The sequence below is a fragment of the Stenotrophomonas sp. 78350_Sma genome (genome assembly GCF_056482105.1).
In genome coordinates, this window is record NZ_CM151182.1 from 1,457,236 (window position 1) to 1,476,962 (window position 19,727).

Consider the following 19,727-nt stretch of genomic DNA (forward strand, 5'->3'; position numbering starts at 1 on the left):
GCCGGAGCTGCTTTGTCCCCGTGCCATAGGATTACCATGGGCGCAGACACGGACCCTCCAGCGGAGCACAGGACATGGAATACCAGGGAAGCTGCCATTGCGGCAGGATCGCATTCACCGTACAGGCCGAGGCGCCGATCAGCGACGTCATCGACTGCAACTGCTCGATGTGCCGTCGCCGCGGCAGCCTGCTGTGGTTCGCCCCGCGCGAAGCGTTCCAGCTGAGCACCGATCCGGCGGACGTGGCCACCTACCACTTCAACAAGGCCCATATCGATCATCACCATTGCCGCGAATGCGGCATTGCCCCCTACAGCGAGGCGGTGGATCCGCGCAGCGGTACACCGATGGTGGCGGTGAACGTGCGCTGCGTGCCGCAGGTGGATCTGGCCGGTCTTTCGGTGACCTCCTACAACGGAGCCGCGCTGTGAGGCCGCTGCGCGCGTGGACGCGCACGCTGGCCATGCCGGTGCTGCTGCTGGCGCTGGGCGCCTGCGCCAAGCAGGGCGACATGGCGGCGGATGCGGGCGCCACGGCGGCCGAGGCTGCCATCGCTTCACCGGAAGGCGCATTCCTCGCCTACGAACACGACGTGCAGGTGCAGCTGGAAGCGGCGCAGATCGCACCGCGTGTCCAGCAGGTGGCACAGGCCTGCCAGAGCGCGAAGTTCGGTGACTGCGCGGTGCTGCAGGTCGACCAGCGCAGTGGCGAGCAGCCCAGCGGCGAGGTCAAGGTGCGGATTGCACCGAAGGGCACCGAGCCGTTGATCGCGTTGGCCGGTGAAGGCGGCACGCTGCAGTCACGTAACACGCGTGCCGAGGACCTCGCGCAGGCCGTGGCCGACACCGCGCTGACCAAGGCGCGGCTGGAGAAGGAACACGCGCGGCTGCTGTCCTACCAGGATCGCAAGGACCTGAAGATCGAAGACCTGATGGCGATCACCACGCGGCTGTCGGAGATCGAGGCCGGTGTCGAGCAGGCCAACAAGGAGGCCGCGCAGCAGCGTCGGCGCATCGATACCCAACTGGTGACGATCCACTTCGACACCACCTCGGGCCAGCGCAGCCGCAGCGAGATCGGCGAGGCGCTGAGCGAGTCGGGCGGCATCCTCAGCACCAGCATTGCGTTCCTGATCCGCGCCGCCGCAGCGCTGCTGCCGGTGGCGGTGCTGGCCTTGATCGCGGCCTGGGGTGTGCGGGCGTGGTGGCGCCGCCGCCGTCGCAAGCTGCCGCCCAACCTCTGAGGTGAAGGCTGATGCCGGCAGCCAGCCGGCATCAGCCCTCGTCGGTCTCGTACTCGACGAACACATCCAGCTCCAGCGCCAGTTCCTGCACGGCATCGCGCACCTTCTGCGCGGTGCTTTCATTGCCGACTTCCACTTCCAGTTCGTGGATGCCCGGGCCGATGTCGTCGGACAGCCCGGCCGAACTGGAGTCGTCGTCGTCCATGTGCGGCATCAGGTCGTCGGTTTCCTCGACATGCTCGATGCCTTCCAGGCCGAGCAGCAGATCGCTGATGGCGCGGGCGTCGTCTTCGGTTCCGGTGATGCGCAGTCGCAGCATGGCCATGGCATAGGTACGTTGTGGGTTCGCCAGCAGCCTAGCCAGCGTGAAGCAAAGAGCGGGTGAGGGCGCAGTCAGCCGCGCGTGGCAGGGCGCCCCAACAGACTGTCCGGCAGCGCGGGAATCGGCGTGCGCTCGTCCTGCGCCTGCTCCAGCAACCAGTCGATGAACAGGCGTGCCGCAGGGCTCGGCGGCTGCCCTTCGGCATGCACCACGTAGTAGGCGTAGCGGGCCTTCAGCGCAGGGCCGGGCAGGCGCACCACTTCATAGCGCTGCAGGTAGGGCTGGGCGACGTGGGTGCGCGCCAGCACCGCGCCCATGCCATACACCGCTGCACGCATCGCATCGGTGCTGTCGGCGAAGGTGTGCATCGGCGGCAGCGGCGACGGCGGGCGTACACCGGCGTGGCGGAACCAGTCACGCCAGCCCTGCGGTGACAGATCGGTCAGCAGCGGCAATCCAGCGATGCGCGCCGGGTCGTCCAGGATTTCGACGCCGGCGAGCGCGGGTGAGGCTACGGGGAACAGATAGTCGTCCATCAGATGCTGCGCGCGCAGGCCCGGCCATTGCCCCAGCCCGTAGCGGATGCCGACTTCGGGGCCGTTGTCGTCGTAGCGATCCAGCCCGCTGCCGGTATGCAGTTCGATGCGGATATGCGGATGCGCCTGGGTGAAGCGCGGCAGGCGTGGCAACAGCCAGCAGTAGGACAGCGAGCGCAGGGTAGTGATCCGCAGCGGTACGCTGTCGGCATCGGGGTGCAGATGGTGGGCAACCGCTGCGACGTCGGTGAACGCAGCGCTGGCGGCGTCGGCCAGCTGTCGGCCTTCGGCGGTCAGGCGCACGCCGCGGGCGTGGCGCAGGAACAGGCGTACTTCCAGCACTTCTTCCAGGCGACGCACATGGTGGCTGACCGCGCTGGCGGTCAGGTGCAGTTCCTGAGCGGCCTGGGCGAAGTTCTGGTGGCGTGCGGCGACCGCGAACACGGCCAGTGCGGGGAGCAGGGAAGGGCGTAGCTGCATGTCGAGCCTCAAACCATATTTGTGGCTGGCAGCGATACTACGCGCTTGTGTGGCGGGCGTCTGCGCCTGATCCTGTCTGCCTTGGCACGAAACAGATGATGGACGGAGGCAGGGCATGAATGCGGTCCCACAGGCGGCCGAGCGCGACTGGCGCACGCCGCTGGAATTGACCCTGCTGGGCGCCATCTGGGGCTGCTCGTTCCTGTTCATGCGGGTGGCGGTGCCGTCGTTCGGCCCGTTCGCGCTGGTCGAGGTACGGCTGGTGCTGGGAGCGCTGGTGCTGCTGCCGTTCCTGTGGCGTGCCCGCGCGCAGTTCCCGCCGCGGCGCTGGCTGTGGCTTGCACCGATCGGCCTGATCAACTCGGCGCTGCCGTTCGTGCTGTTTGCCTATGCCGCCGAACAGGCGCCGGCCGCGATCGGTGCGATCTGCAATGCGATGACGGTGCTGTTCGCTGCGCTGATCGCGTTCCTGTTCTTCGGTGAAAAGATCGGCATGCGCCGTGCCGGTGCGCTGCTGGTCGGCTTTGCCGGCGTGGTGGTGCTGGCCACCGCCAAGGTCTCGGGCCTGAGCATCGGCACCGCGGTGCTGGCCGGCGCGGCGGCTTCGCTGCTGTACGGCCTGGGCGTGAACCTGGTGAAGCGGCACATGACCGGCCTGCCGTCGGCCGCGGCTGCGGCAGCCACGCTGTCGTGTGCCTCGCTGTGGATGCTGCCGATGGCGGTGAGCCACTGGCCGCAGGCGGCGATTCCGCTGAAGGCCTGGGGCGCGGCGATCGCCTTGGGCGTAGCCTGCACCGGGCTGGCGTTCCTGATGTTCTACCGCCTGATCGGCCGCATCGGCCCGTCACGCGCGTCGACGGTGACCTACCTGATTCCGCTGTTCGGCGCGGCGTTTGCGTGGTTGTTCCTGGGTGAGGCGGTGACGGTGCAGATGCTGATTGCCGGTGTGCTGATTCTGGGTAGCGTGGCGGTGAGTCAGAAGGGCTGAGGAATTGGCGTTTTGCGCGTTGCGCGTGCTGAAGGTGCTTCACTGTTCATGGGCGTTACTTTTCTTTGTACGCAAAGAAAAGTAACCAAAAGAAACGTTCCGCCGGCCGCGAGCCGGTGCTGCGCACCGGTGCCCTGCGCTCCTCGGCCCGTCGAGGGACGGCGCGGGAACTCGCTGCGCTCAGACACCCGCACCTCTTCGCCCTCGCCGGACCTGCGGTGCTCGGCTCGCTCAAGGCGGATCCAAGATCAAAGGCAGAAGCGGTCGCTTCGCTCGCCGGGCCCGGCCCGGCACTACCATGCATCGTCGTGCAGCTGTGGCTCTTGACCTTGGGTCCGCCTTGAGTGAGCCGAGCATCGCAGGGGAATCAGGGGCGAAGAGGTGCCGATGTCTGAGCGCAGCGAGTTCGGCACCGTCCCCTGATTCACCGAGAAGCGCAGGGGACCGACGTGCGAAGCACGGCGGCTCGCGACCTGGCGGCGCGTTTCTTTTGGTTACTTTTCTTTGCGTACAAAGAAAAGTAACGCCCATGAACAGTGAAGCACCTTCAGCACGCGTCACGCGCAGGAAACCATCAGCGCACCGGCACCGGAATATTGCAGAGATCGATATGCCCGGCCGGGCGCTTGTAGAAATCATCCACGCGATTGCGGCGTGCCTCCACCGTATCGGCGAAGGTCTTCGAATCGGTACGCAGCACCTGGATCGGCGTGCGCTCTGCGGCCGGCACGTCGCTGGCGCGGCGGATCGACACGATCGGCGTGCGCAGTTTCGGGTCGGTGTAGAACCCCATCGGCGCGGGTCCGCGCGGGATCGCGCTGAGCAGTTCCATGCCCTTCAGCACGCGACCGACCAGGGTGATGTTGCGGTCCAGTTGGCGCGGCGACTGGCCGGTCACCACGTACAGTTCGGCACCGATGCTGCTGTCTTCCTCGTTGCTGCGGCCGGCGCCGAGCATCCCGTAGCAGTGGGCCAGCCAGGCCTTGCCGGCCTGCGGATCCTGGCCCACCGGGAAACCGTCGACGAACCCGGTCTGCGCGGCCCAGCCATCGCGGTCCGGCAGCACGCTGACCTTCAGGCCGGCGCTGGCGCGTTCGAACTCGGCCGGCAGCTTGCGCGCGGCACTGCCGAACGGCTTGGCCTTGGCCGCGTCATCGGCGTCGGCATCGCCGAACTGCACCACGAAGTTGTCCTGCGAGCGGTAGATGCTGGTGCCGTCCCAGAAGTGCTCGTGGGCGAAGGTCTGGATGTTGGCAACATGGCGCGGGGCGAACTGCGGCGCCAGTTCGATGATCACCCGCCCGGCCGGCAGGTCCATGTACAGCAGGTTGGCCGGATCCGGGGTGCGCCAGTCGCTGGCCGCCGACGCATCGAGAATCTGCTGCGGGCTTCGGTAGGGCGTGGCGGCACTGGCCAGGGCGGGCAGCAGGCAGGCGAGGGCGAGGGCGGTCAGGGCAAGGCGACGACGGTGCGGCATGGGAACCCCGGAACATGAACAAGGCTTCGATTCTGCGCGAGGGGCCGGGTCTCGCCAACCGGCACGATGACTAACGACACATTCGCTATACCGAACTTCGCACTACTGTGGACTTCAACGTAGTGGAGGGCCGGTCATGTCCGAGGACGATGTCCACCTGAAGAAGTTCCAGAAGGAGCTGAGCGCTGGAACGGTGTCGCTGGCCCTGCTGGCAGTGCTGGCCCGGGCCGGCGAGCCGCTGTACGGCTACCTCATTGCCAAGGAGCTGGAACGGGTGGGCGAGGGCGTGCTGAGCGGCAAGCAGAGCGCGCTGTACCCGGTGCTGCGCAACCTGGAGGGCGCCGGCCTGCTGGAAAGCCATGTGGAGCCGTCCAGCAGCGGGCCGCCGCGGCGCTACTACCGCATCAATGATCGTGGCCGCGAGGTGCTGGCGCAATGGCGCCAGGCCTGGCAGGCCACCCGCGATTCCGTCGATTCCGTGTTGGAGGGGGTACCGCAATGAACGACCCGAGCCTGGCAGGCCGAGCCCTGCCCACGACCATCCCGCAGTATCTGGCGCAGCTGCGCGCGGCGCTGGAAGGTGCCGATCCGGCGATGGTGCAGGACGCGCTGTACGACGCCGAGGAATACCTGCGCTCGGAGCTGGCCGCGCAGCCCGGCCGCAGCGAGGCCGAGGTGATCGCCGATGTTGCCGGCAGCTATGGTGCGCCGGACGAAGTGGCCGACATCTACCGCGAGACCGAAGTGACGGTGAACCGCGCGCTGCGTACGCCGCGTGCGGATACCGCGCCGGTGCTGCGTGCGGCGGCGGAAGCCAGTGGCGTCGAGCCGGCCTCACCGCCGCCGGCGCCGGTGCAGCGTTCGCTGCTGGCGCGCTTCTTCGGCGTGGTGACCGATCCGCACACCTACGGTGCGCTGTTCTACATGCTGCTGTCGCTCGCCACCGGCATCTTCTTCTTCACCTGGGTGGTGACCGGCCTGTCGCTGTCGCTGGGCCTGCTGATCCTGATCGTCGGCATTCCGCTGACCGTGCTGTTCTTCGGCTCGGTGCGCGGGTTGGCGCTGCTGGAAGGACGGCTGGTGGAAGCGCTGCTGGGCGAGCGCATGCCGCGTCGTCCGCGTTACACCGACCGCAGCCGTACCTGGCTGCAGCGCATCGGCGACATGTTCACCGATGGCCGCACCTGGCTGACCCTGCTGTACTTCGTGCTGATGCTGCCGCTGGGCGTCATCTACTTCACCATCGCGGTGACGTTGCTGTCGCTGTCGCTGGGCCTGATCTGGGCGCCGGTCGCGGCGATCTTCAGTGGCGAGATTCCTGGCGTGTACGTCGATGGCGTGAATGTACTGCCGATGGCGGCCTCGCCGCTGGTGGCGATCGCGGTCGCCGCGGTGGGCGTGCTGCTGCTGCTGTTGACGATGCATCTGGCACGCGGCATCGGCAAGCTGCATGGGTTGATCGCGAAGAACCTGCTGGTGCGGTTGTAAGCGGGAATCCACGCTTCGGCAGGTGCCAACCCTGGTTGGCACAATCCATCAGCGTCGGGGCGTTTGGTGGACTTCGCTTTGGTAGGTGCCAACCTTGGTTGGCACGCTCCATCAGCTACCGGGATTCCATGGTAGAGCGCCAACCAAGGTTGGCATCTACCGGGACGCACCAACCCAGGTCGGCACCCACCACCGGCGGGTTACCCCGCCTTTCGACGCAACGGGGTGACGTTGCTCTTCTTCTTCGTAGCCTTCGCCGCCGGTGCTTCGGCATGCGCTGCGAAGAAGTCGCGCACCTTCGGGTACACCACTTCGCGCCAGCGACGACCGCTGAAGATCCCGTAGTGGCCGGCACCTTCGACGATGAAATGCTCGCGGCGGTCCGCAGTGATACCGGTGCACAGCGCCTGCGCGGCTTCGGTCTGGCCGAGGCCGGCGATATCGTCCAGCTCGCCTTCGATGCTCAGCAGCGCGGTATCGCGGATCGCCGACGGATCGACCTTCTCGCCATTGACCACCCACTCGCCACGCGGCAGCAGGAAGTCCTGGAATACCACGCGGATGGTATCGAGGTAGTACTTGGCCGGCATGTCCAGTACCGCGTTGTACTCGTCGTAGAAACGGCGGTGCGCGTCGGCGTCTTCCAGATCGCCCTTGACCAGGTCGGTGTAGAAGTCCCAGTGCGAGCTGAAGTGGCGGCTCGGGTTCATCGACAGGAAGCCGGCGTGCTGCAGGAAGCCCGGATACACGCGGCGGCCGGCACCGGGGTAGCTGGCCGGCACGGTGTGGATGACGTTGTTCTCGAACCACGACAACGGGTTCTGCGTGGCCAGGTTGTTCACTGCGGTCGGGCTGCAGCGCGCATCGATCGGGCCCCCCATCATCACCAGGGTGCGCGGGGTCGGCTCGCCACGGCTGGCCATCAGCGAAACCGCGGCCAGCACCGGTACGGTCGGCTGGCACACGCTCACCACGTGCAGGCGCTCGACGCCGAGGTGGCGGATGAATTCCTGGATGTAGGCGATGTAGTCGTCCAGGCCGAATTCGCCTTCGCTGGACGGCACCATGCGCGCGTCGACCCAGTCAGTCACATACACGCGGTGGTCGCGCAGCAGCGTGCGCACGGTATCGCGCAGCAGCGTGGCGTGGTGGCCGGACAGCGGCGCCACCACCAGCACGAACGGCTGGTTGAGCATCGTGTGCAGCTGGTCGGCTTCATTGCTGTGGCGCTTGAAGCGCAGCAGCTTGCAGAACGGCTTGCTCACTTCCTCGTGCACGACGATCGGCACGCGTTCGCCATCGACGTCGATTTCGTTGATGCCCCACTCGGGCTTCTCGTAATCCTTGCCGATGCGATGGAAGAGTTCATTGACCGCCGCCAGGCGATCAGCGCCGGGCATCTGCGACCACCAGTGGCCCTGGTTGGCGAAGAACCTGGCGTTGGCCTGGGCCTGGTGCACCCAGGGGGCGAGCAGGTTGCGGGTCAGTTCGTGCAGTTGATAGAGCATGACGACCGAATATGTATGGTCATATGTTGCCGCGCAGCATATCCCATCCGGGTGTCCCGCAGGTTAAGTCGGCTGAAAATAATGAATCCGGATTCACATCCGTTCCAGCGCGGCCGCATCGCCTGCCAGGGCGGGGCCGAGCCAGCAGTGCGACCCCACCGGCTGCAGGCCATGCCGGGCCAGCGTGCGGCGGTACCAGCGCGCCGGGCGGGCCTGGAAGCCGTCATGGTCGCCCTCGAACGCGTCTTCGGCGGTGAAGGTTTCCAGGAAGGCTACCCCTCCGGTCAGTTCGGACAGTCCGGCCAGTCCTGCACGCAGCTCGCGGTCGGGCACGTAGTGCATCACGTCCGAGCAGATCAGCAGATCGACCGGGGCACAGGGCCGCAGCCAGGCGAAATCGCCGAAGCGGGCCATGTGCAGGTTGCGGGTCCTGCCGTAGCGGCGCACAGCGTACTCGCTGCTGTCGAAGCCGAGGTATTCGACCTTCGGACGCAGCTTCAGCAGCGGCGCGCGCCAGGCGCCTTCGCCGCAGCCGATATCCAGCACGCTGCGGATCGGCCGCTCCAGGTAGTACTCGGCGCTGGCCACGGCCAATGCCACCTTGCGCGCCAGGCGGGCGCTGCCGCCGATGTCGGCACGGCGGTACCAGCGTTGGAAGTAGGCGGCGTCGTAGGTCTTGTCCATGGGGCGGTGCGCGATCGGGGAAAACGGCGTCTATCGTACGGTGTTGTGCCCCCGGGTGTGGCGGACCTGCAGTAGAGCCACGCCATGCGTGGCTGCCATGGTGCGGCGATTGGACGCGGCAGCCACCCATGGGGTGGCTCTACTGCGACAATAGGTATCCACCTACGCCAGCCGCCGGAGCGAGCGCATGCAGAGCTACTACTGGGTCAAGACCTTCCACATCGTGTTCGTGGTGGCGTGGATGGCCACGGTGTTCTACCTGCCGCGCATCCTGGTGAACCTGGCCGAGACCGCAGGCCAGCCGGCGGTGACCGAGCGCCTGCAGCTGATGGGCCTGCGGCTTTACCGCTTCGGCCACTCGATGTTCGGCCTGGCCTTCCTGCTCGGCCTAGTGCTGTGGCTGGGCTACAAGGTCATTCCCGATTTCCCGACCATGGTCGCGCCCGGTGGCGCCGGTTGGCTGCATGCCAAGCTGGGGCTGGTGGTGCTGCTGCTCGTGTACTTCAGCTGGATTGGCCGCCTGCTCAAGGGCGTGGCCAAGGGCAGGGCGCTGCCGTCGTCGCGCGCGCTGCGCTGGATCAACGAGATCCCGCTGCTGGCCTTCATTCCGATCGTATGGCTGGTGCTGGCCAAGCCGTTCTGAACGGGGCGCGCTGCGCGCGCGGCGCATCGCACAGATGCATCCACGCATGGCGTGGTTCTACTGGGTGCAGCTGTGGCTTTTGATGTCCAGGTCCGCCATGAGCGAGCCGAGCATCGCAGGTGAAACAGGGGCGAAGAGGTGCCGATGTCTGAGCGCAGCGAGTTCGGCGCCGTCCCCTGATTCACCGAGAAGCGCAGGGAACCGGTGCACAGCACCGGCTCGCGTTCGGCGGCGTGTTCTTTGGTTACTTTCTTGCACGAGCAAGAAAGTAACAAGCCGATGAATCAGGCTGCTTCGTACGTGCCGTAGCTGCGCAGGCGGGTGTAGCGCTGTTCCAGCAGCTGTTCGGTGGACAGCTTGTCCAGCGCGTCCAGTTCGTTCAGCAGCACCGCCTTCAGGCGCTTGGCCATCTGCGTCGGGTTGCGGTGGGCGCCACCGGTCGGCTCGCGCACGACCTTGTCGACCAGGCCCAGGCTCTTCAGGCGCGGGGCGGTCAGGCCCAGCTGTTCGGCGGCATCCTTGGCCTTGCCGGCGTCCTTCCACAGGATCGAGGCGCAGCCTTCCGGGGTGATGGTCGAGTACACCGAATACTCCAGCATCACGGTGCGGTCGCCCACGCCCAGCGCCAGCGCGCCGCCGGAGCCGCCTTCACCGATCACGGTGCAGATGATCGGCACCTTCAGTTCGGCCATCTCGATCAGGTTCCGTGCGATCGCTTCGGACTGGCCGCGCGATTCGGCGTCGATGCCCGGCCAGGCGCCGGCGGTGTCGATCAGGGTCAGCACCGGCAGGCCGAAGCGCTCGGCCATCTTCATCAGGCGCAGGGCCTTGCGGTAGCCCTCCGGCTTCGGCATGCCGAAGTTGCGCTTGATCTTTTCCTTGGTGTCACGGCCCTTCTGGTGGCCGATCACCATCACTGCACGGCCGTTGATGCGGGCCAGGCCACCCATGATGGCCTTGTCGTCGGCGAAGGCACGGTCGCCGGCCAGCTCCTGGAACTCATCGAACATGACGCGGAGGTAGTCGGCGGTGTACGGGCGCGACGGATGACGGGCCAGCTGCAGCACCTGCCACGAGGTCAGGTTGCGGAAGATCTGCGCGGTGCGCATGCGCAGCTTGTCCTGCAGCGCGTGCACTTCCGCCTCGACATTGACCGCCGGCCCGGCACTGGCGTTGCGCAGTTCCTGGATCTTGGCTTCCAGGTCGGCGATGGGTTGCTCGAAGTCGAGGTAGTTCGGATTCATCGGAAGCCGTCGTGTAAAGAAGAGGGGAATTCTAGCCGAATGCGTGCAAACCACCCGTACGCCCTCGTCTGGAAGGCGACGGTAGCGCAGCCGGGCAGGGGGCGCCAGTCAGTTCAGGGCACCACCAGGGCGCTGCGGCCCATCAGCTGGCTGCGCTGGGAGACGAAGTCGTTGTAGGCCTCGTTGGCCTCCCTGCCCAGCCCGCTGCCCAGGCTGGCGGTGGCCGCGGTGAAGGCCATCTGCGCGGCGAAGTCCTGCTTGCGCAGGGCCTTCTGTTCCTCGGCGGTGGTGGCCTTCAGCCAGCGCGCATAGACCTCGCGCAGCGGCGCGGCGTGGGTCTCGAAGGCCGGTACCAGCGCCGGCAGGCTGGTCGGGGCCGGTTCCAGGCTGTACGCCGGGGCCACGTAGCCGGCCGGCTGCTCGCGTTTGAACGCACCCGGCTCGCCCATGCCTTCTTCGACGTAGGCAATGAAGTCGGGGGCGGTGAACACCTTGGCCACGATCTGGCCACCGCTGGCGTCGACGTGGGCCACCACCTTTTCCTTCGGGAAGGGCTCGCGCACGCCGTAGGTCCAGGTCTTGTCGATGAACAGGTCGTGGTGCTTCTCGAACGGGCCTTCGAAGTCGACGCCACCCAGCTCGATGCCGGCCTTGCCGGTGCCGAAGTTCTTCAGCTTGCTCTCGTCGGTGACGTAGATCTCGCGGGCGACCACGTATTCGCTCAGGGTCGGGTTGATCAGGCCGCCACGACCGTCGGTGTAGACGATGAAGCGCACGTCGCCGAGCTTTTCGGTGTGCAGGCGATGCTCGCCCACGGCCAGCGAAATCGGGCGCGAGCCCTGTGCGGCGACCGGCAGGTCCTTGCCATCGATGCTCAGTGCCAGCGGCGTGTCGGTGGGGTTGTCGATCTGGAACTCGACCTTCGAGGGCGAACAGGCGGCCAGGGCCAGAGCGGCAGCGAACGGGAACAGCAGGGTCTTCATCGGAAAATCGTCCTTGATATCTGGAACGGGGAGTGCAGGAAAACGATGGCGCCAGCCTCAGCTGGCCCACGGTGGGCTGTAGCGCACCTTCAGCGTGCGCACGGCCGGGTCGGCGCGCAGCGCCTCCATCAGCTTGGAATCGATGCGTACGGCGCTCTGCCCGGACACATCGAGCATGCCGGCGACGCCGCCCTGCGGGCCCTTCAGCAGCAGGTCCAGGCGCAGTGGGGTACGCCCCGGGCGATGGCGGTCGAGCAGGGCATCGATGCGCTCCCAGACCGGGCGCTGCTGGCGCAGGTCCAGGCGTAGCGACAGGCGCGTGGCGTAGTTGGCGCAGACCTCGTCGAAGTCCCAGCACTGGCGGATGCGCAGTGCGTAGCCGCCGTTGAACTCGTCCTCGCGCAGGCCACCCTTGACCACCAGGATGCGGTCCTTGGTCATCAGGTGGCCGAACTCGGCCATCGCGTCGGAGAACGCGCTGCACTCGACGCGGCCACGGCCGTCTTCGAGCTGGATGAAGATCTGGCTCTCGCCCTTGCGGCGCACGCCGACCACCTGGCCGGCCAGCACGGTCTGTACTTCGGGGCGCCAGCGCTTCTCGCCACCGCCACCGCCGCCACTGTTGGCGCTCCAGATCTTCTCCACCGCGCCCAGGTCGTTGCCGACCAGGTCGCGCACATCGTCGCGCCAGGGATCGAACGGGTGCCCGCTGAGGTAGAAGCCCAGCGTGTCGCGCTCGCCGTTCAGGCGCTGCAGCAGCGGCCATTCCTCGGCTTCGGGCAGGTCCAGCTGGATCGTGGTCGTGCTCGGGTCGGGGCCGCCGAACAGCGAGTTCTGGCCCGAGGCGCGCTCGCGCGCCATCTGGTCGGTGGCCTTGATCACTTCCGGCAGCTGCAGCATCAGCGAGGCGCGGTTGTGACCGAGCTCGTCCAGCGCGCCGCAGTTGATCATCGCTTCCAGCGTGCGCCGGTTGAGCTTGGCCGAGCCGACGCGGGTGCAGAAGTCGAGCAGGTCCTTGTACCCGCCGCCCTTCAGGCGCTCGTCCACCACCGCTTCGCAGGCCCCCTGGCCAACGCCCTTGATCGCGCCCAGGCCGTACTGGATGGTGTCCGGGGTCACCGCTTCGAACATGAAGGCCGACTGGTTCACCTTCGGTGGCAGCACGGTCAGGCCGAGGTTGCGCACCTCGTCGAGGAAGCCGACCACCTTGTCGGTGTTGTCCAGGTCGGACGACAGCGTGGCCGCCATGAACTCGGCCGGGTAATGGCGCTTCAACCACGCGGTCTGGTAACTGACCAGCGCGTAGGCGGCGGCGTGCGACTTGTTGAAGCCGTAGCCGGCGAACTTCTCCATCAGGTCGAAGATCGCATCGGCCTTGGCTTCGTCCACGCCGTCCTTGGCCGCACCTTCGCGGAAGATCTCGCGGTGCTTGGCCATTTCGGCCGGCACCTTCTTGCCCATCGCACGGCGCAGCAGGTCGGCGCCACCCAGCGAGTAGCCGCCGACGATCTGCGCCATCTGCATCACCTGCTCCTGGTACACCATGATGCCGTAGGTGTCTTTCAGGATCGCTTCGGTGCGCGGATCGGGATAGATGATTTCTTCCTGGCCGTGCTTACGCGCGTTGAACGAAGGAATCAGGTCCATCGGGCCGGGGCGGTACAGCGACACCAGCGCGATCAGATCTTCGAAACGGTCGGGGCGCGCGTCCTTCAGCAGGCGGCGCATGCCCGAGGATTCGAACTGGAACACCGCGCCGGTGTTGCCGTTGGCGAAGATGTCCTTGTAGGTGGGCGTGTCGTCGAGCGGGATCGCGGCGATGTCCACCGGCGGGATGCCGGCGCGCTCATGGCGCTTGTTGATCGCCTTCACCGCCCAGTCGATGATGGTCAGCGTGCGCAAGCCGAGGAAGTCGAACTTCACCAGGCCGACTTCTTCCACGTCGTTCTTGTCGAACTGGGTGACCGGGTTCTTGCCCAGGCCGTTCTCGTCGTGTTCGGCGTACAGCGGGCAGAACTCGCTCAGCGGTTCGGGACCGATCACCACGCCACCGGCATGCTTGCCTGCGTTGCGGGTCAGGTCTTCCAGCTGCAGCGCCAGGTCGATCAGGTCGCGGACATCGTCCTCGGTCTCGTAGCGCTGGATCAGCTCCGGCGAGGCCATTTCCGAGCTGGGGCCTTCCTTGCCCTTGCCCAGTGCATCCTTCAAGTGGATGCCCAGGATGTTCGGGATCAGCTTGGAGACGCCATCCACCAGGCCGTACGGGAAGCCGAGCACGCGGCCGGAGTCGCGCACCACCGCCTTGGCGGCCATGGTGCCGTAGGTGATGATCTGGCTGACGCGCTCGCGCCCGTACTTGCGCGCGACGTAGTCGATCACCTCGTCGCGGCGGTCCATGCAGAAGTCGATGTCGAAGTCGGGCATCGACACGCGTTCCGGGTTCAGGAAGCGCTCGAACAGCAGGTTGTACGGCAGCGGGTCCAGATCGGTGATCTTCAGTGCCCACGCCACCAGCGAACCGGCACCCGAACCACGGCCCGGGCCGATCGGGATGCCCTGGTTCTTGCCCCACTGGATGAAGTCGGCCACGATCAGGAAGTAGCCGGGGAAGCCCATCTTGATGATGGTGTTGAGCTCGAATTCCAGGCGTTCGAAGTATTCTTCGCGGGTCTTGCCCGGCGCCAGCGGATTCTTCTCCAGGCGCTCTTCCAGGCCATCGCGCGACATCTTCTGGATCCAGGTGTCCAGGGTCTCGTCGTCGGGCACCGGGTAGTTGGGCAGGAAGTAGGTGCCCAGCCGCATCTCGATGTTGCAGCGCTCGGCCAGCGCCAGCGTGTTGTCGATCGCATCGGGGATGTCGGCGAACAGCGCACACATCTCCTCGGCCGACTTCAGGTACTGCTGGTCGCTGTACTCGCGCGGGCGCTTGGGGTCGTCCAGCACGCGCCCGGTGGAAATGCACACGCGCGCTTCGTGCGCGCTGAAATCGGTGGGCGACAGGAAGCGCACATCATTGCTGGCCACCACCGGCAGGCCACGTTGGCCGGCCGCCATCAGCGCGAACTGGTTGAAGGTTTCCTCGCCCTCGCGGCCGGTACGGGTCAGTTCCAGGTGCAGGCCATCGCCGAACACGCGCTGCCAGTCGGCCAGCTGCTGCTCGGCCAGTTCATGCTTGCCGTCCAGCGCCAGGCGCCCGGCCAGGCTCTGCCGGCCGGCCAGCGCGAACAGGTTGGCATTGCCGGCCTTCAGCCAGTCCGGATGGATGGCCACACCGCCTTCCGGGCGATGGCCTTCCATCCAGGCGCGGGTCAGCAGCCGCGACAGGCTCAGGTAGCCTTCGCGGTCGCGGCACAGCAAGGTCATCCGCCACGGGTCCTGGCCCTCTTCGGCGATCAGCACGTCGGCGCCGGCGATCGGCTTGATGCCCACGCCTTCGGCGGCCTTGTAGAACTTGACCAGCGCGAACAGGTTGTTGAGATCAGTCACCGCCAGCGCGGGCAGGCCGAGCTCGACCGAGCGCGACAGCAGGTTGGCCTGCTTGGCCTTTTTCGGGTCCGCCTGGTCCGGTTTGGCCGGTACACGGATGGTGGAGTCCGCCAGCGAGAACTCGGTGTGGACGTGGAGATGTACGAAGCGGGAGTTGGACATGCCGGACCAGGTTGGAGCGCGCGGGCCCCGGGTGCTGACGGGGGAATCGTCGCCGGGGTCGGGAAGCGCTGGAGTGCCCGGTCAGGGTAGCGAGGGCAGGGGGAGGCGACAAGGACTTGACGGTACGTCGATTGCGCGAATACCGCCGGGCATGGCCCGGCGCTACCGGATGCGTTCACATTGGCGTGGTAGCGCCGGGCCATGCCCGACGGCTGTTCAGGCGATCGTGACGGCCTGCTCGGCCTGCAGGCACTCACGCACCGGGGCGAAGCTGCGGCGGTGTTCCTCGCAGGGGCCGTGCTCGCGCAGGGCTGCCAGGTGGGCCGGGGTGCCGTAGCCCTTGTGCTGCTCGAACCCATACTGAGGGTAGCGGGCGTGCACGTCCTGCATGTAGCGGTCGCGCGAGACCTTGGCCAGGATCGAAGCGGCCATGATCGACCGGTCGATGCCGTCGCCACCGACCAGCGCCTGTGCGGGGAGCACCAGGCCCTTGGGCACGACGTTGCCGTCGATGCGGGCGAAGCCGGCGACGTGGGCCACTGCCGCAACCACGTCGCGCATGCCCTGCAGGGTGGCCTGGTAGATGTTCAGGCGGTCGATGGTGTCCACGTCCACCAGCACCACCTGCCAGGCCAGGGCACGTTCGATGATGCGGTCATGCAGTTGCTCGCGGCGGGCTGCGGTCAGCTGCTTGGAATCGTCCAGGCCGTTGATGCGCGGCCGGGATGGATCGAACACCACTGCTGCCACCGCCACCGGTCCGGCCAGCGGACCGCGGCCAGCTTCGTCGACGCCGGCGACCAGACGCTCCGGCTCGACCACGGCGGCGCCGTCGAACAGGGCCAGGCTGGCCGCTGCGGCATGGCGGCGGCTCATGCCTGGGCCTGGTCACGCATCAGCAGCTCGCCCACCGCGTCGGCCGCACGGGCCGAGGCATTGCGGCGCAGGCGCTCATGCAGGCGGGCATAGGTGTCCTGCAGGTCGATCACCCGCTGCGGGTGGTCGAACCACTGCTGGATGGCTGCCGCCAGCTTGTCTGGTGTGCAGTCGTGCTGCATCAGTTCCGGTGCCAGGTCCTGGCCCGCCAGGATGTTGGGCAGGGCGAAGCGATCGACCTTGATCAGGCCCAGCGCCTTGACCAGACGGTAGGTGAGCTCGTTGACGCGGTAACCGACCACCATCGGCCGCTTGACCAGCATCGCCTCCAGCGTCGCGGTGCCCGAGGCCAGCACCACCACATCGGCGGCGATCATCGCGTTGCGTGCCTCGCCGTCGAGAACGTGCGAAAAAGCCACCGGCAACGCCGAGCGTGACAGCTGCTCTTCGATCAGGCGCTTGCAGGCCGGGTTGGCCGCAGGCACCACCACGTGCAGGCCGGGGATGCGTTCGGAGACCTGCCAGGCGGCCTCGAAGAACGGTTCGCCCAAGCGCGAAATCTCGCCCAGGCGGCTGCCCGGCAACACTGCCAGTACCTTGGCCGAGGTCGGCAGGCCAAGTGCGGCACGGGCCTCCTCGCGGTTGCCCTGCAGCGGAATGTCATCGGCCATCGGGTGGCCGACGAAGCGCGCGTCGATGCCGTGCCTGGCATAGATCGGCGGTTCCATCGGGAACAGGCACAGCACCAGGTCGGCGCTGCTGCCGATCTTCTCCGCCCGCTTCTCGCGCCAGGCCCAGACCGAGGGGCTGACGTAGTGCACGGTGCGCACGCCGCGCTGCTTCAGCCAGCGCTCGATGCCCAGGTTGAAGTCGGGCGCGTCGATGCCGATGAACACGTCCGGCTGCCATTCCAGTGCACGCTGGCGGAACGCCGAACGCAGTTTCAACAGGCGTGGGAGATGGCGCAGTACTTCAGTCAGGCCCATCACCGCCAGTTCGCTGGCGTCGTGCCAGGTCTGGCAGCCGGCGCTGCGCATGGCATCGCCGCCGATGCCGGCGAATTCGGCATTCGGGAAGCGCGCTTTCAGTTCGCGCACCAGGCCCGCACCGAGCAGATCGCCGGAGGCCTCACCGGCCACCAGGGCGATCCGCAACGGGCGCTCGCTGAGCACCCGCTGGGCAGGGACGCTGCCAGCCATGGAGGCCAGCGGAATCACGGCGGCGCCGGCCGGCGCCTGGCCGGTCGTGCTGCTCATCGCAGCAAGGGCCTCTCGGCGTGCTCGATGAAGTCCAGCATCGCCTTGACGTCATCGCTGTCACGCGCCTGTTCGGTCAGCTGCACCTTGGCTTCGGCCAGCGGCAGGCCTGCCACGTACAGGGTGCGATAGGCGCGCTTGATGGCGGAGATGCGCTCGGCATCGAAGCCGCGGCGCTTCAGGCCTTCGCTGTTGATACCACGCGGGCGGCCCAGCGAATCGGTGCCGACCATGGTGAACGGTGGTACGTCGCCATTGGTCAGCGCGCCCATGCCGAGGAAGGCATGCGCACCGATGCGGCAGAACTGGTGGGCACCGGCGAAGCCGCTGATGATCACGTAGTCGCCCACGGTCACGTGGCCGGCCAGCGTGGTGTTGTTGGAGAACACGCAGAAGTTGCCGACATGGCAGTCATGCGCCACGTGCGTGTAGGCCAGCATCCAGTTGTCGTCGCCGATGGTGGTGATGCCACCGCCGCCGCCGGTGCCACGGTTCAGCGTGACGAACTCGCGGAACACGTTGCGGTCGCCGATCACCAGTTCGGTGCGTTCGCCAGCGAACTTCTTGTCCTGCGGCTCGCCACCGACCGCTGCGTGGCCCACGAAGCGGTTGTCACGGCCGATCTTCGTCGGGCCGTGGATGCTGCAGTGGGGGCCCACCACCGTGCCGGCACCGATTTCGACATCGGCACCGATCAGGGTGAACGCGCCGACCTGGACGTCGTCGGCCAGGCGCGCGGCCGGATCGATGACGGCGGTCGGGTGGATCCGTGGTGCGTTGTCAGTCATTGCTGCCTCCCGTGGATCAGCCCTTGGCACCGGCGCACATGACCTCGGCCGAGGCGACGACTTCACCGTTGACCTTGGCTTCGCCGTAGTACCAGCCCATGTTGCGGATCAGGCGCTTCATCTGCACATCCAGCATCAGCACGTCGCCGGGGACGACCTGCTTGTTGAAGCGGGCGTTTTCCACCTTGACCATGTAGAACAGCTTGGACTGCGCATCGCGGCCAAGCGTCAGCTGGGTCATTACGCCACCGGCCTGGGCCAGCGCTTCGATGATCAGCACACCGGGCATGATCGGGCGGCCCGGGAAGTGGCCCTGGAAGAACGGCTCGTTGATGCTGACGTTCTTCTGCGCAAGGATGCGCTTGGCTTCGATGTCGAGTTCAAGCACCCGGTCCACCAGCAGGAACGGGTAACGGTGCGGGAGCAGTTCCTGGATCTGGCAGACGTCGATAGGAAGCTGCAGCGTGTCGTTCATTCTTTCTCCTTGCCAGCAGCCAGGACGCGGCGAGCCAATGCGTCCAGCTGCTTGAAGCGCGCGGCGTTCTTGCGCCACGTGCGGTTGTCGGTCAACGGGGTGCCGGACGAGTACTCGCCCGGCTCATGGATGGAATTGCGGACCACCGACTTGCCGGTGATCACGACCTTGTCGCAGATCTCGAGGTGGCCGACCACGCCGACGTGGCCGCCGAGCAGGCAGTAGCGGCCGATCCTGGCACTGCCGGCGATGCCGGTGCAGCCGGCGATGGCCGAGTGCGCGCCGATCTGCACGTTGTGCGCGATCTGCACCAGGTTGTCCAGGCGCACGTCGTCGTCCAGCACGGTGTCTTCCAGCGCACCGCGGTCGACGCAGGTGTTGGCGCCGATCTCGCAGTCATCGCCGATGCGCACGCCGCCGAGCTGCGGCACCTTGATCCACTTGCCGGCATCCATGGCCAGGCCGAAGCCATCGGCGCCGAGCACGGCACCGGGATGCACGCGAACGCGCTTGCCGAGCTTGACCCGGGTGACCAGGGTGACCCGCGCGATGAGCTCGCAGCCGTTGTCCAGGCTGCAGTCTTCGCCGATCACGCTGCCGGTGCCGATGATGCAGTTCTCACCGACCACGCTGCGCGCGCCGATGGAGACGAAGGGACCGATATGGGCGCTGGCGGCGACCTGGGCGCTGGGATCGATGACGGCGCTGGGGTGGATGCCCGGCGGGCGCGTCGGCGCGATGTCGAACAGCGCGGCGATCTTGGCGAAGGTGGTGTAAGGGTCCTTGGCCACGAGCGCGGCGCCGGGGGCGGCCTCGGCGTCGTCGGCACGCAGGACCACCAGCGAGGCCTGGCTGTCGGCCAGCTGGGCGCGGTAGCGGGGGTTGGCGAGGAAGGTCAGCTGGCCAGGACCGGCATGGGCGAGGGTGGCCACGCCATGGATGGCGGTGGCGGGGTCGCCATGGACCTGCAGGCCGAACTGCTCGGCGAGTTGCTGGGCGGTGTAGGTGGGAGTATTCACGGCGGGAGTTTAACGTGTGAGGCCATTGCGGTCATGCGGGGTCAAAAGCGGCGCCTGCCTGATGTCCCG

The 19,727-nt window shown here is 67.0% G+C and carries 19 protein-coding genes; 6 read left to right on the forward strand and 13 right to left on the reverse strand.

Annotated elements, in window-relative coordinates:
• The first annotated feature begins 74 nt into the window (after nucleotides 1-74).
• Both ACZK4H_RS06695 and ACZK4H_RS06700 read left to right on the forward strand, forming a co-directional pair.
• Complete coding sequence (locus ACZK4H_RS06695; RefSeq protein ID WP_099551360.1) at nucleotides 75-431, forward strand: GFA family protein; 357 nt, start codon at nucleotides 75-77, stop codon at nucleotides 429-431.
• 32 nt (nucleotides 432-463) lie between these two features.
• On the forward strand, nucleotides 464-1,243 hold the full coding sequence (locus tag ACZK4H_RS06700) for a DUF4349 domain-containing protein (protein ID WP_099551382.1): 780 nt from the start codon (nucleotides 464-466) through the stop codon (nucleotides 1,241-1,243).
• 31 nt (nucleotides 1,244-1,274) lie between these two features.
• Here the strand turns inward: ACZK4H_RS06700 and ACZK4H_RS06705 are convergent, their stop codons facing one another.
• Together ACZK4H_RS06705 and ACZK4H_RS06710 are read right to left on the reverse strand one after the other, a co-directional pair.
• The gene (locus ACZK4H_RS06705) at nucleotides 1,275-1,568 is read right to left on the reverse strand and encodes a hypothetical protein (protein WP_005408721.1); all 294 of its coding nucleotides are present in this window, start codon (nucleotides 1,566-1,568) and stop codon (nucleotides 1,275-1,277) included.
• Nucleotides 1,569-1,636: 68 nt separating this feature from the next.
• Nucleotides 1,637-2,581, reverse strand: a complete 945-nt coding sequence (locus ACZK4H_RS06710) for a LysR substrate-binding domain-containing protein (RefSeq protein WP_099551359.1) — start codon at nucleotides 2,579-2,581, stop codon at nucleotides 1,637-1,639.
• A gap of 115 nt (nucleotides 2,582-2,696) precedes the next feature.
• Here ACZK4H_RS06710 and ACZK4H_RS06715 point away from each other — a divergent pair, with 115 nt between their 5' ends.
• Nucleotides 2,697-3,569 (forward strand): DMT family transporter, encoded by an 873-nt coding sequence (locus tag ACZK4H_RS06715; RefSeq protein WP_049454681.1) that lies wholly within the window; start codon nucleotides 2,697-2,699, stop codon nucleotides 3,567-3,569.
• A gap of 574 nt (nucleotides 3,570-4,143) precedes the next feature.
• On the opposite strand, the gene ACZK4H_RS06720 is transcribed toward ACZK4H_RS06715, so the two are convergent.
• On the reverse strand, nucleotides 4,144-5,046 hold the full coding sequence (locus tag ACZK4H_RS06720) for a peptidylprolyl isomerase (protein WP_099551358.1): 903 nt from the start codon (nucleotides 5,044-5,046) through the stop codon (nucleotides 4,144-4,146).
• Nucleotides 5,047-5,182: 136 nt separating this feature from the next.
• On the opposite strand from ACZK4H_RS06720, the gene ACZK4H_RS06725 reads away from it, so the two are divergent.
• Both ACZK4H_RS06725 and ACZK4H_RS06730 read left to right on the forward strand, forming a co-directional pair.
• Nucleotides 5,183-5,548, forward strand: a complete 366-nt coding sequence (locus ACZK4H_RS06725) for a PadR family transcriptional regulator (protein ID WP_099551357.1) — start codon at nucleotides 5,183-5,185, stop codon at nucleotides 5,546-5,548.
• A complete protein-coding gene (locus ACZK4H_RS06730; RefSeq protein WP_099551356.1) occupies nucleotides 5,545-6,534 on the forward strand; it encodes a sensor domain-containing protein in 990 nt (329 codons plus the stop codon). The genes ACZK4H_RS06725 and ACZK4H_RS06730 overlap by 4 nt, the downstream gene beginning before the upstream one ends.
• A gap of 200 nt (nucleotides 6,535-6,734) precedes the next feature.
• Here the strand turns inward: ACZK4H_RS06730 and ACZK4H_RS06735 are convergent, their stop codons facing one another.
• Both ACZK4H_RS06735 and ACZK4H_RS06740 read right to left on the reverse strand, forming a co-directional pair.
• Nucleotides 6,735-8,042 carry a polyhydroxyalkanoate depolymerase gene (locus tag ACZK4H_RS06735; protein ID WP_099551355.1) on the reverse strand — a complete coding sequence of 436 codons (1,308 nt, stop codon included), beginning with the start codon at nucleotides 8,040-8,042 and terminating at the stop codon, nucleotides 6,735-6,737.
• Nucleotides 8,043-8,135: 93 nt separating this feature from the next.
• Nucleotides 8,136-8,726 (reverse strand): class I SAM-dependent DNA methyltransferase, encoded by a 591-nt coding sequence (locus ACZK4H_RS06740; protein WP_099551354.1) that lies wholly within the window; start codon nucleotides 8,724-8,726, stop codon nucleotides 8,136-8,138.
• 187 nt (nucleotides 8,727-8,913) lie between these two features.
• Here ACZK4H_RS06740 and ACZK4H_RS06745 point away from each other — a divergent pair, with 187 nt between their 5' ends.
• Nucleotides 8,914-9,369: a CopD family protein gene (locus ACZK4H_RS06745; protein WP_049433848.1), complete on the forward strand. Its 456-nt coding sequence runs from the start codon at nucleotides 8,914-8,916 to the stop codon at nucleotides 9,367-9,369.
• A 284-nt stretch (nucleotides 9,370-9,653) separates the two neighbouring features.
• Here the strand turns inward: ACZK4H_RS06745 and ACZK4H_RS06750 are convergent, their stop codons facing one another.
• From ACZK4H_RS06750 to lpxD, 8 genes are all read right to left on the reverse strand, one after another.
• Complete coding sequence (locus ACZK4H_RS06750) at nucleotides 9,654-10,613, reverse strand: acetyl-CoA carboxylase carboxyltransferase subunit alpha (RefSeq protein WP_054171326.1); 960 nt, start codon at nucleotides 10,611-10,613, stop codon at nucleotides 9,654-9,656.
• A 113-nt stretch (nucleotides 10,614-10,726) separates the two neighbouring features.
• The gene (locus ACZK4H_RS06755; protein WP_099551353.1) at nucleotides 10,727-11,596 is read right to left on the reverse strand and encodes a hypothetical protein; all 870 of its coding nucleotides are present in this window, start codon (nucleotides 11,594-11,596) and stop codon (nucleotides 10,727-10,729) included.
• Between the two features lie 57 nt (nucleotides 11,597-11,653).
• Nucleotides 11,654-15,244 carry a DNA polymerase III subunit alpha gene (gene dnaE, locus ACZK4H_RS06760; RefSeq protein ID WP_099551352.1) on the reverse strand — a complete coding sequence of 1,197 codons (3,591 nt, stop codon included), beginning with the start codon at nucleotides 15,242-15,244 and terminating at the stop codon, nucleotides 11,654-11,656.
• Between the two features lie 216 nt (nucleotides 15,245-15,460).
• Complete coding sequence (locus ACZK4H_RS06765; protein ID WP_099551351.1) at nucleotides 15,461-16,120, reverse strand: ribonuclease HII; 660 nt, start codon at nucleotides 16,118-16,120, stop codon at nucleotides 15,461-15,463.
• Nucleotides 16,117-17,319 (reverse strand): lipid-A-disaccharide synthase, encoded by a 1,203-nt coding sequence (lpxB, locus tag ACZK4H_RS06770; RefSeq protein ID WP_239503756.1) that lies wholly within the window; start codon nucleotides 17,317-17,319, stop codon nucleotides 16,117-16,119. The genes ACZK4H_RS06765 and lpxB overlap by 4 nt, the downstream gene beginning before the upstream one ends.
• A 53-nt stretch (nucleotides 17,320-17,372) precedes the next feature.
• Nucleotides 17,373-18,164, reverse strand: a complete 792-nt coding sequence (gene lpxA, locus ACZK4H_RS06775; RefSeq protein ID WP_099551349.1) for an acyl-ACP--UDP-N-acetylglucosamine O-acyltransferase — start codon at nucleotides 18,162-18,164, stop codon at nucleotides 17,373-17,375.
• 16 nt (nucleotides 18,165-18,180) lie between these two features.
• Entirely contained in the window at nucleotides 18,181-18,639 is a 459-nt protein-coding gene (fabZ, locus tag ACZK4H_RS06780) for a 3-hydroxyacyl-ACP dehydratase FabZ (protein WP_012479607.1), read from the reverse strand.
• Nucleotides 18,636-19,658: a UDP-3-O-(3-hydroxymyristoyl)glucosamine N-acyltransferase gene (gene lpxD / locus ACZK4H_RS06785; RefSeq protein ID WP_099551348.1), complete on the reverse strand. Its 1,023-nt coding sequence runs from the start codon at nucleotides 19,656-19,658 to the stop codon at nucleotides 18,636-18,638. The genes fabZ and lpxD overlap by 4 nt, the downstream gene beginning before the upstream one ends.
• Nucleotides 19,659-19,727: the final 69 nt, after the last annotated feature.

Bases quoted from the DNA above. Each gene is read 5' to 3' on its own strand.
- ACZK4H_RS06695 (WP_099551360.1), top strand. From the start codon at position 75: ATGGAATACCAGGGAAGCTGCCATTGCGGCAGGATCGCATTCACCGTA.
- ACZK4H_RS06700 (WP_099551382.1), top strand. From the start codon at position 464: ATGCCGGTGCTGCTGCTGGCGCTGGGCGCCTGCGCCAAGCAGGGCGAC.
- ACZK4H_RS06705 (WP_005408721.1), bottom strand. From the start codon at position 1,568: ATGGCCATGCTGCGACTGCGCATCACCGGAACCGAAGACGACGCCCGC.
- ACZK4H_RS06710 (WP_099551359.1), bottom strand. From the start codon at position 2,581: ATGCAGCTACGCCCTTCCCTGCTCCCCGCACTGGCCGTGTTCGCGGTC.
- ACZK4H_RS06715 (WP_049454681.1), top strand. From the start codon at position 2,697: ATGAATGCGGTCCCACAGGCGGCCGAGCGCGACTGGCGCACGCCGCTG.
- ACZK4H_RS06720 (WP_099551358.1), bottom strand. From the start codon at position 5,046: ATGCCGCACCGTCGTCGCCTTGCCCTGACCGCCCTCGCCCTCGCCTGC.
- ACZK4H_RS06725 (WP_099551357.1), top strand. From the start codon at position 5,183: ATGTCCGAGGACGATGTCCACCTGAAGAAGTTCCAGAAGGAGCTGAGC.
- ACZK4H_RS06730 (WP_099551356.1), top strand. From the start codon at position 5,545: ATGAACGACCCGAGCCTGGCAGGCCGAGCCCTGCCCACGACCATCCCG.
- ACZK4H_RS06735 (WP_099551355.1), bottom strand. From the start codon at position 8,042: ATGCTCTATCAACTGCACGAACTGACCCGCAACCTGCTCGCCCCCTGG.
- ACZK4H_RS06740 (WP_099551354.1), bottom strand. From the start codon at position 8,726: ATGGACAAGACCTACGACGCCGCCTACTTCCAACGCTGGTACCGCCGT.
- ACZK4H_RS06745 (WP_049433848.1), top strand. From the start codon at position 8,914: ATGCAGAGCTACTACTGGGTCAAGACCTTCCACATCGTGTTCGTGGTG.
- ACZK4H_RS06750 (WP_054171326.1), bottom strand. From the start codon at position 10,613: ATGAATCCGAACTACCTCGACTTCGAGCAACCCATCGCCGACCTGGAA.
- ACZK4H_RS06755 (WP_099551353.1), bottom strand. From the start codon at position 11,596: ATGAAGACCCTGCTGTTCCCGTTCGCTGCCGCTCTGGCCCTGGCCGCC.
- dnaE (WP_099551352.1), bottom strand. From the start codon at position 15,244: ATGTCCAACTCCCGCTTCGTACATCTCCACGTCCACACCGAGTTCTCG.
- ACZK4H_RS06765 (WP_099551351.1), bottom strand. From the start codon at position 16,120: ATGAGCCGCCGCCATGCCGCAGCGGCCAGCCTGGCCCTGTTCGACGGC.
- lpxB (WP_239503756.1), bottom strand. From the start codon at position 17,319: ATGGCTGGCAGCGTCCCTGCCCAGCGGGTGCTCAGCGAGCGCCCGTTG.
- lpxA (WP_099551349.1), bottom strand. From the start codon at position 18,164: ATGACTGACAACGCACCACGGATCCACCCGACCGCCGTCATCGATCCG.
- fabZ (WP_012479607.1), bottom strand. From the start codon at position 18,639: ATGAACGACACGCTGCAGCTTCCTATCGACGTCTGCCAGATCCAGGAA.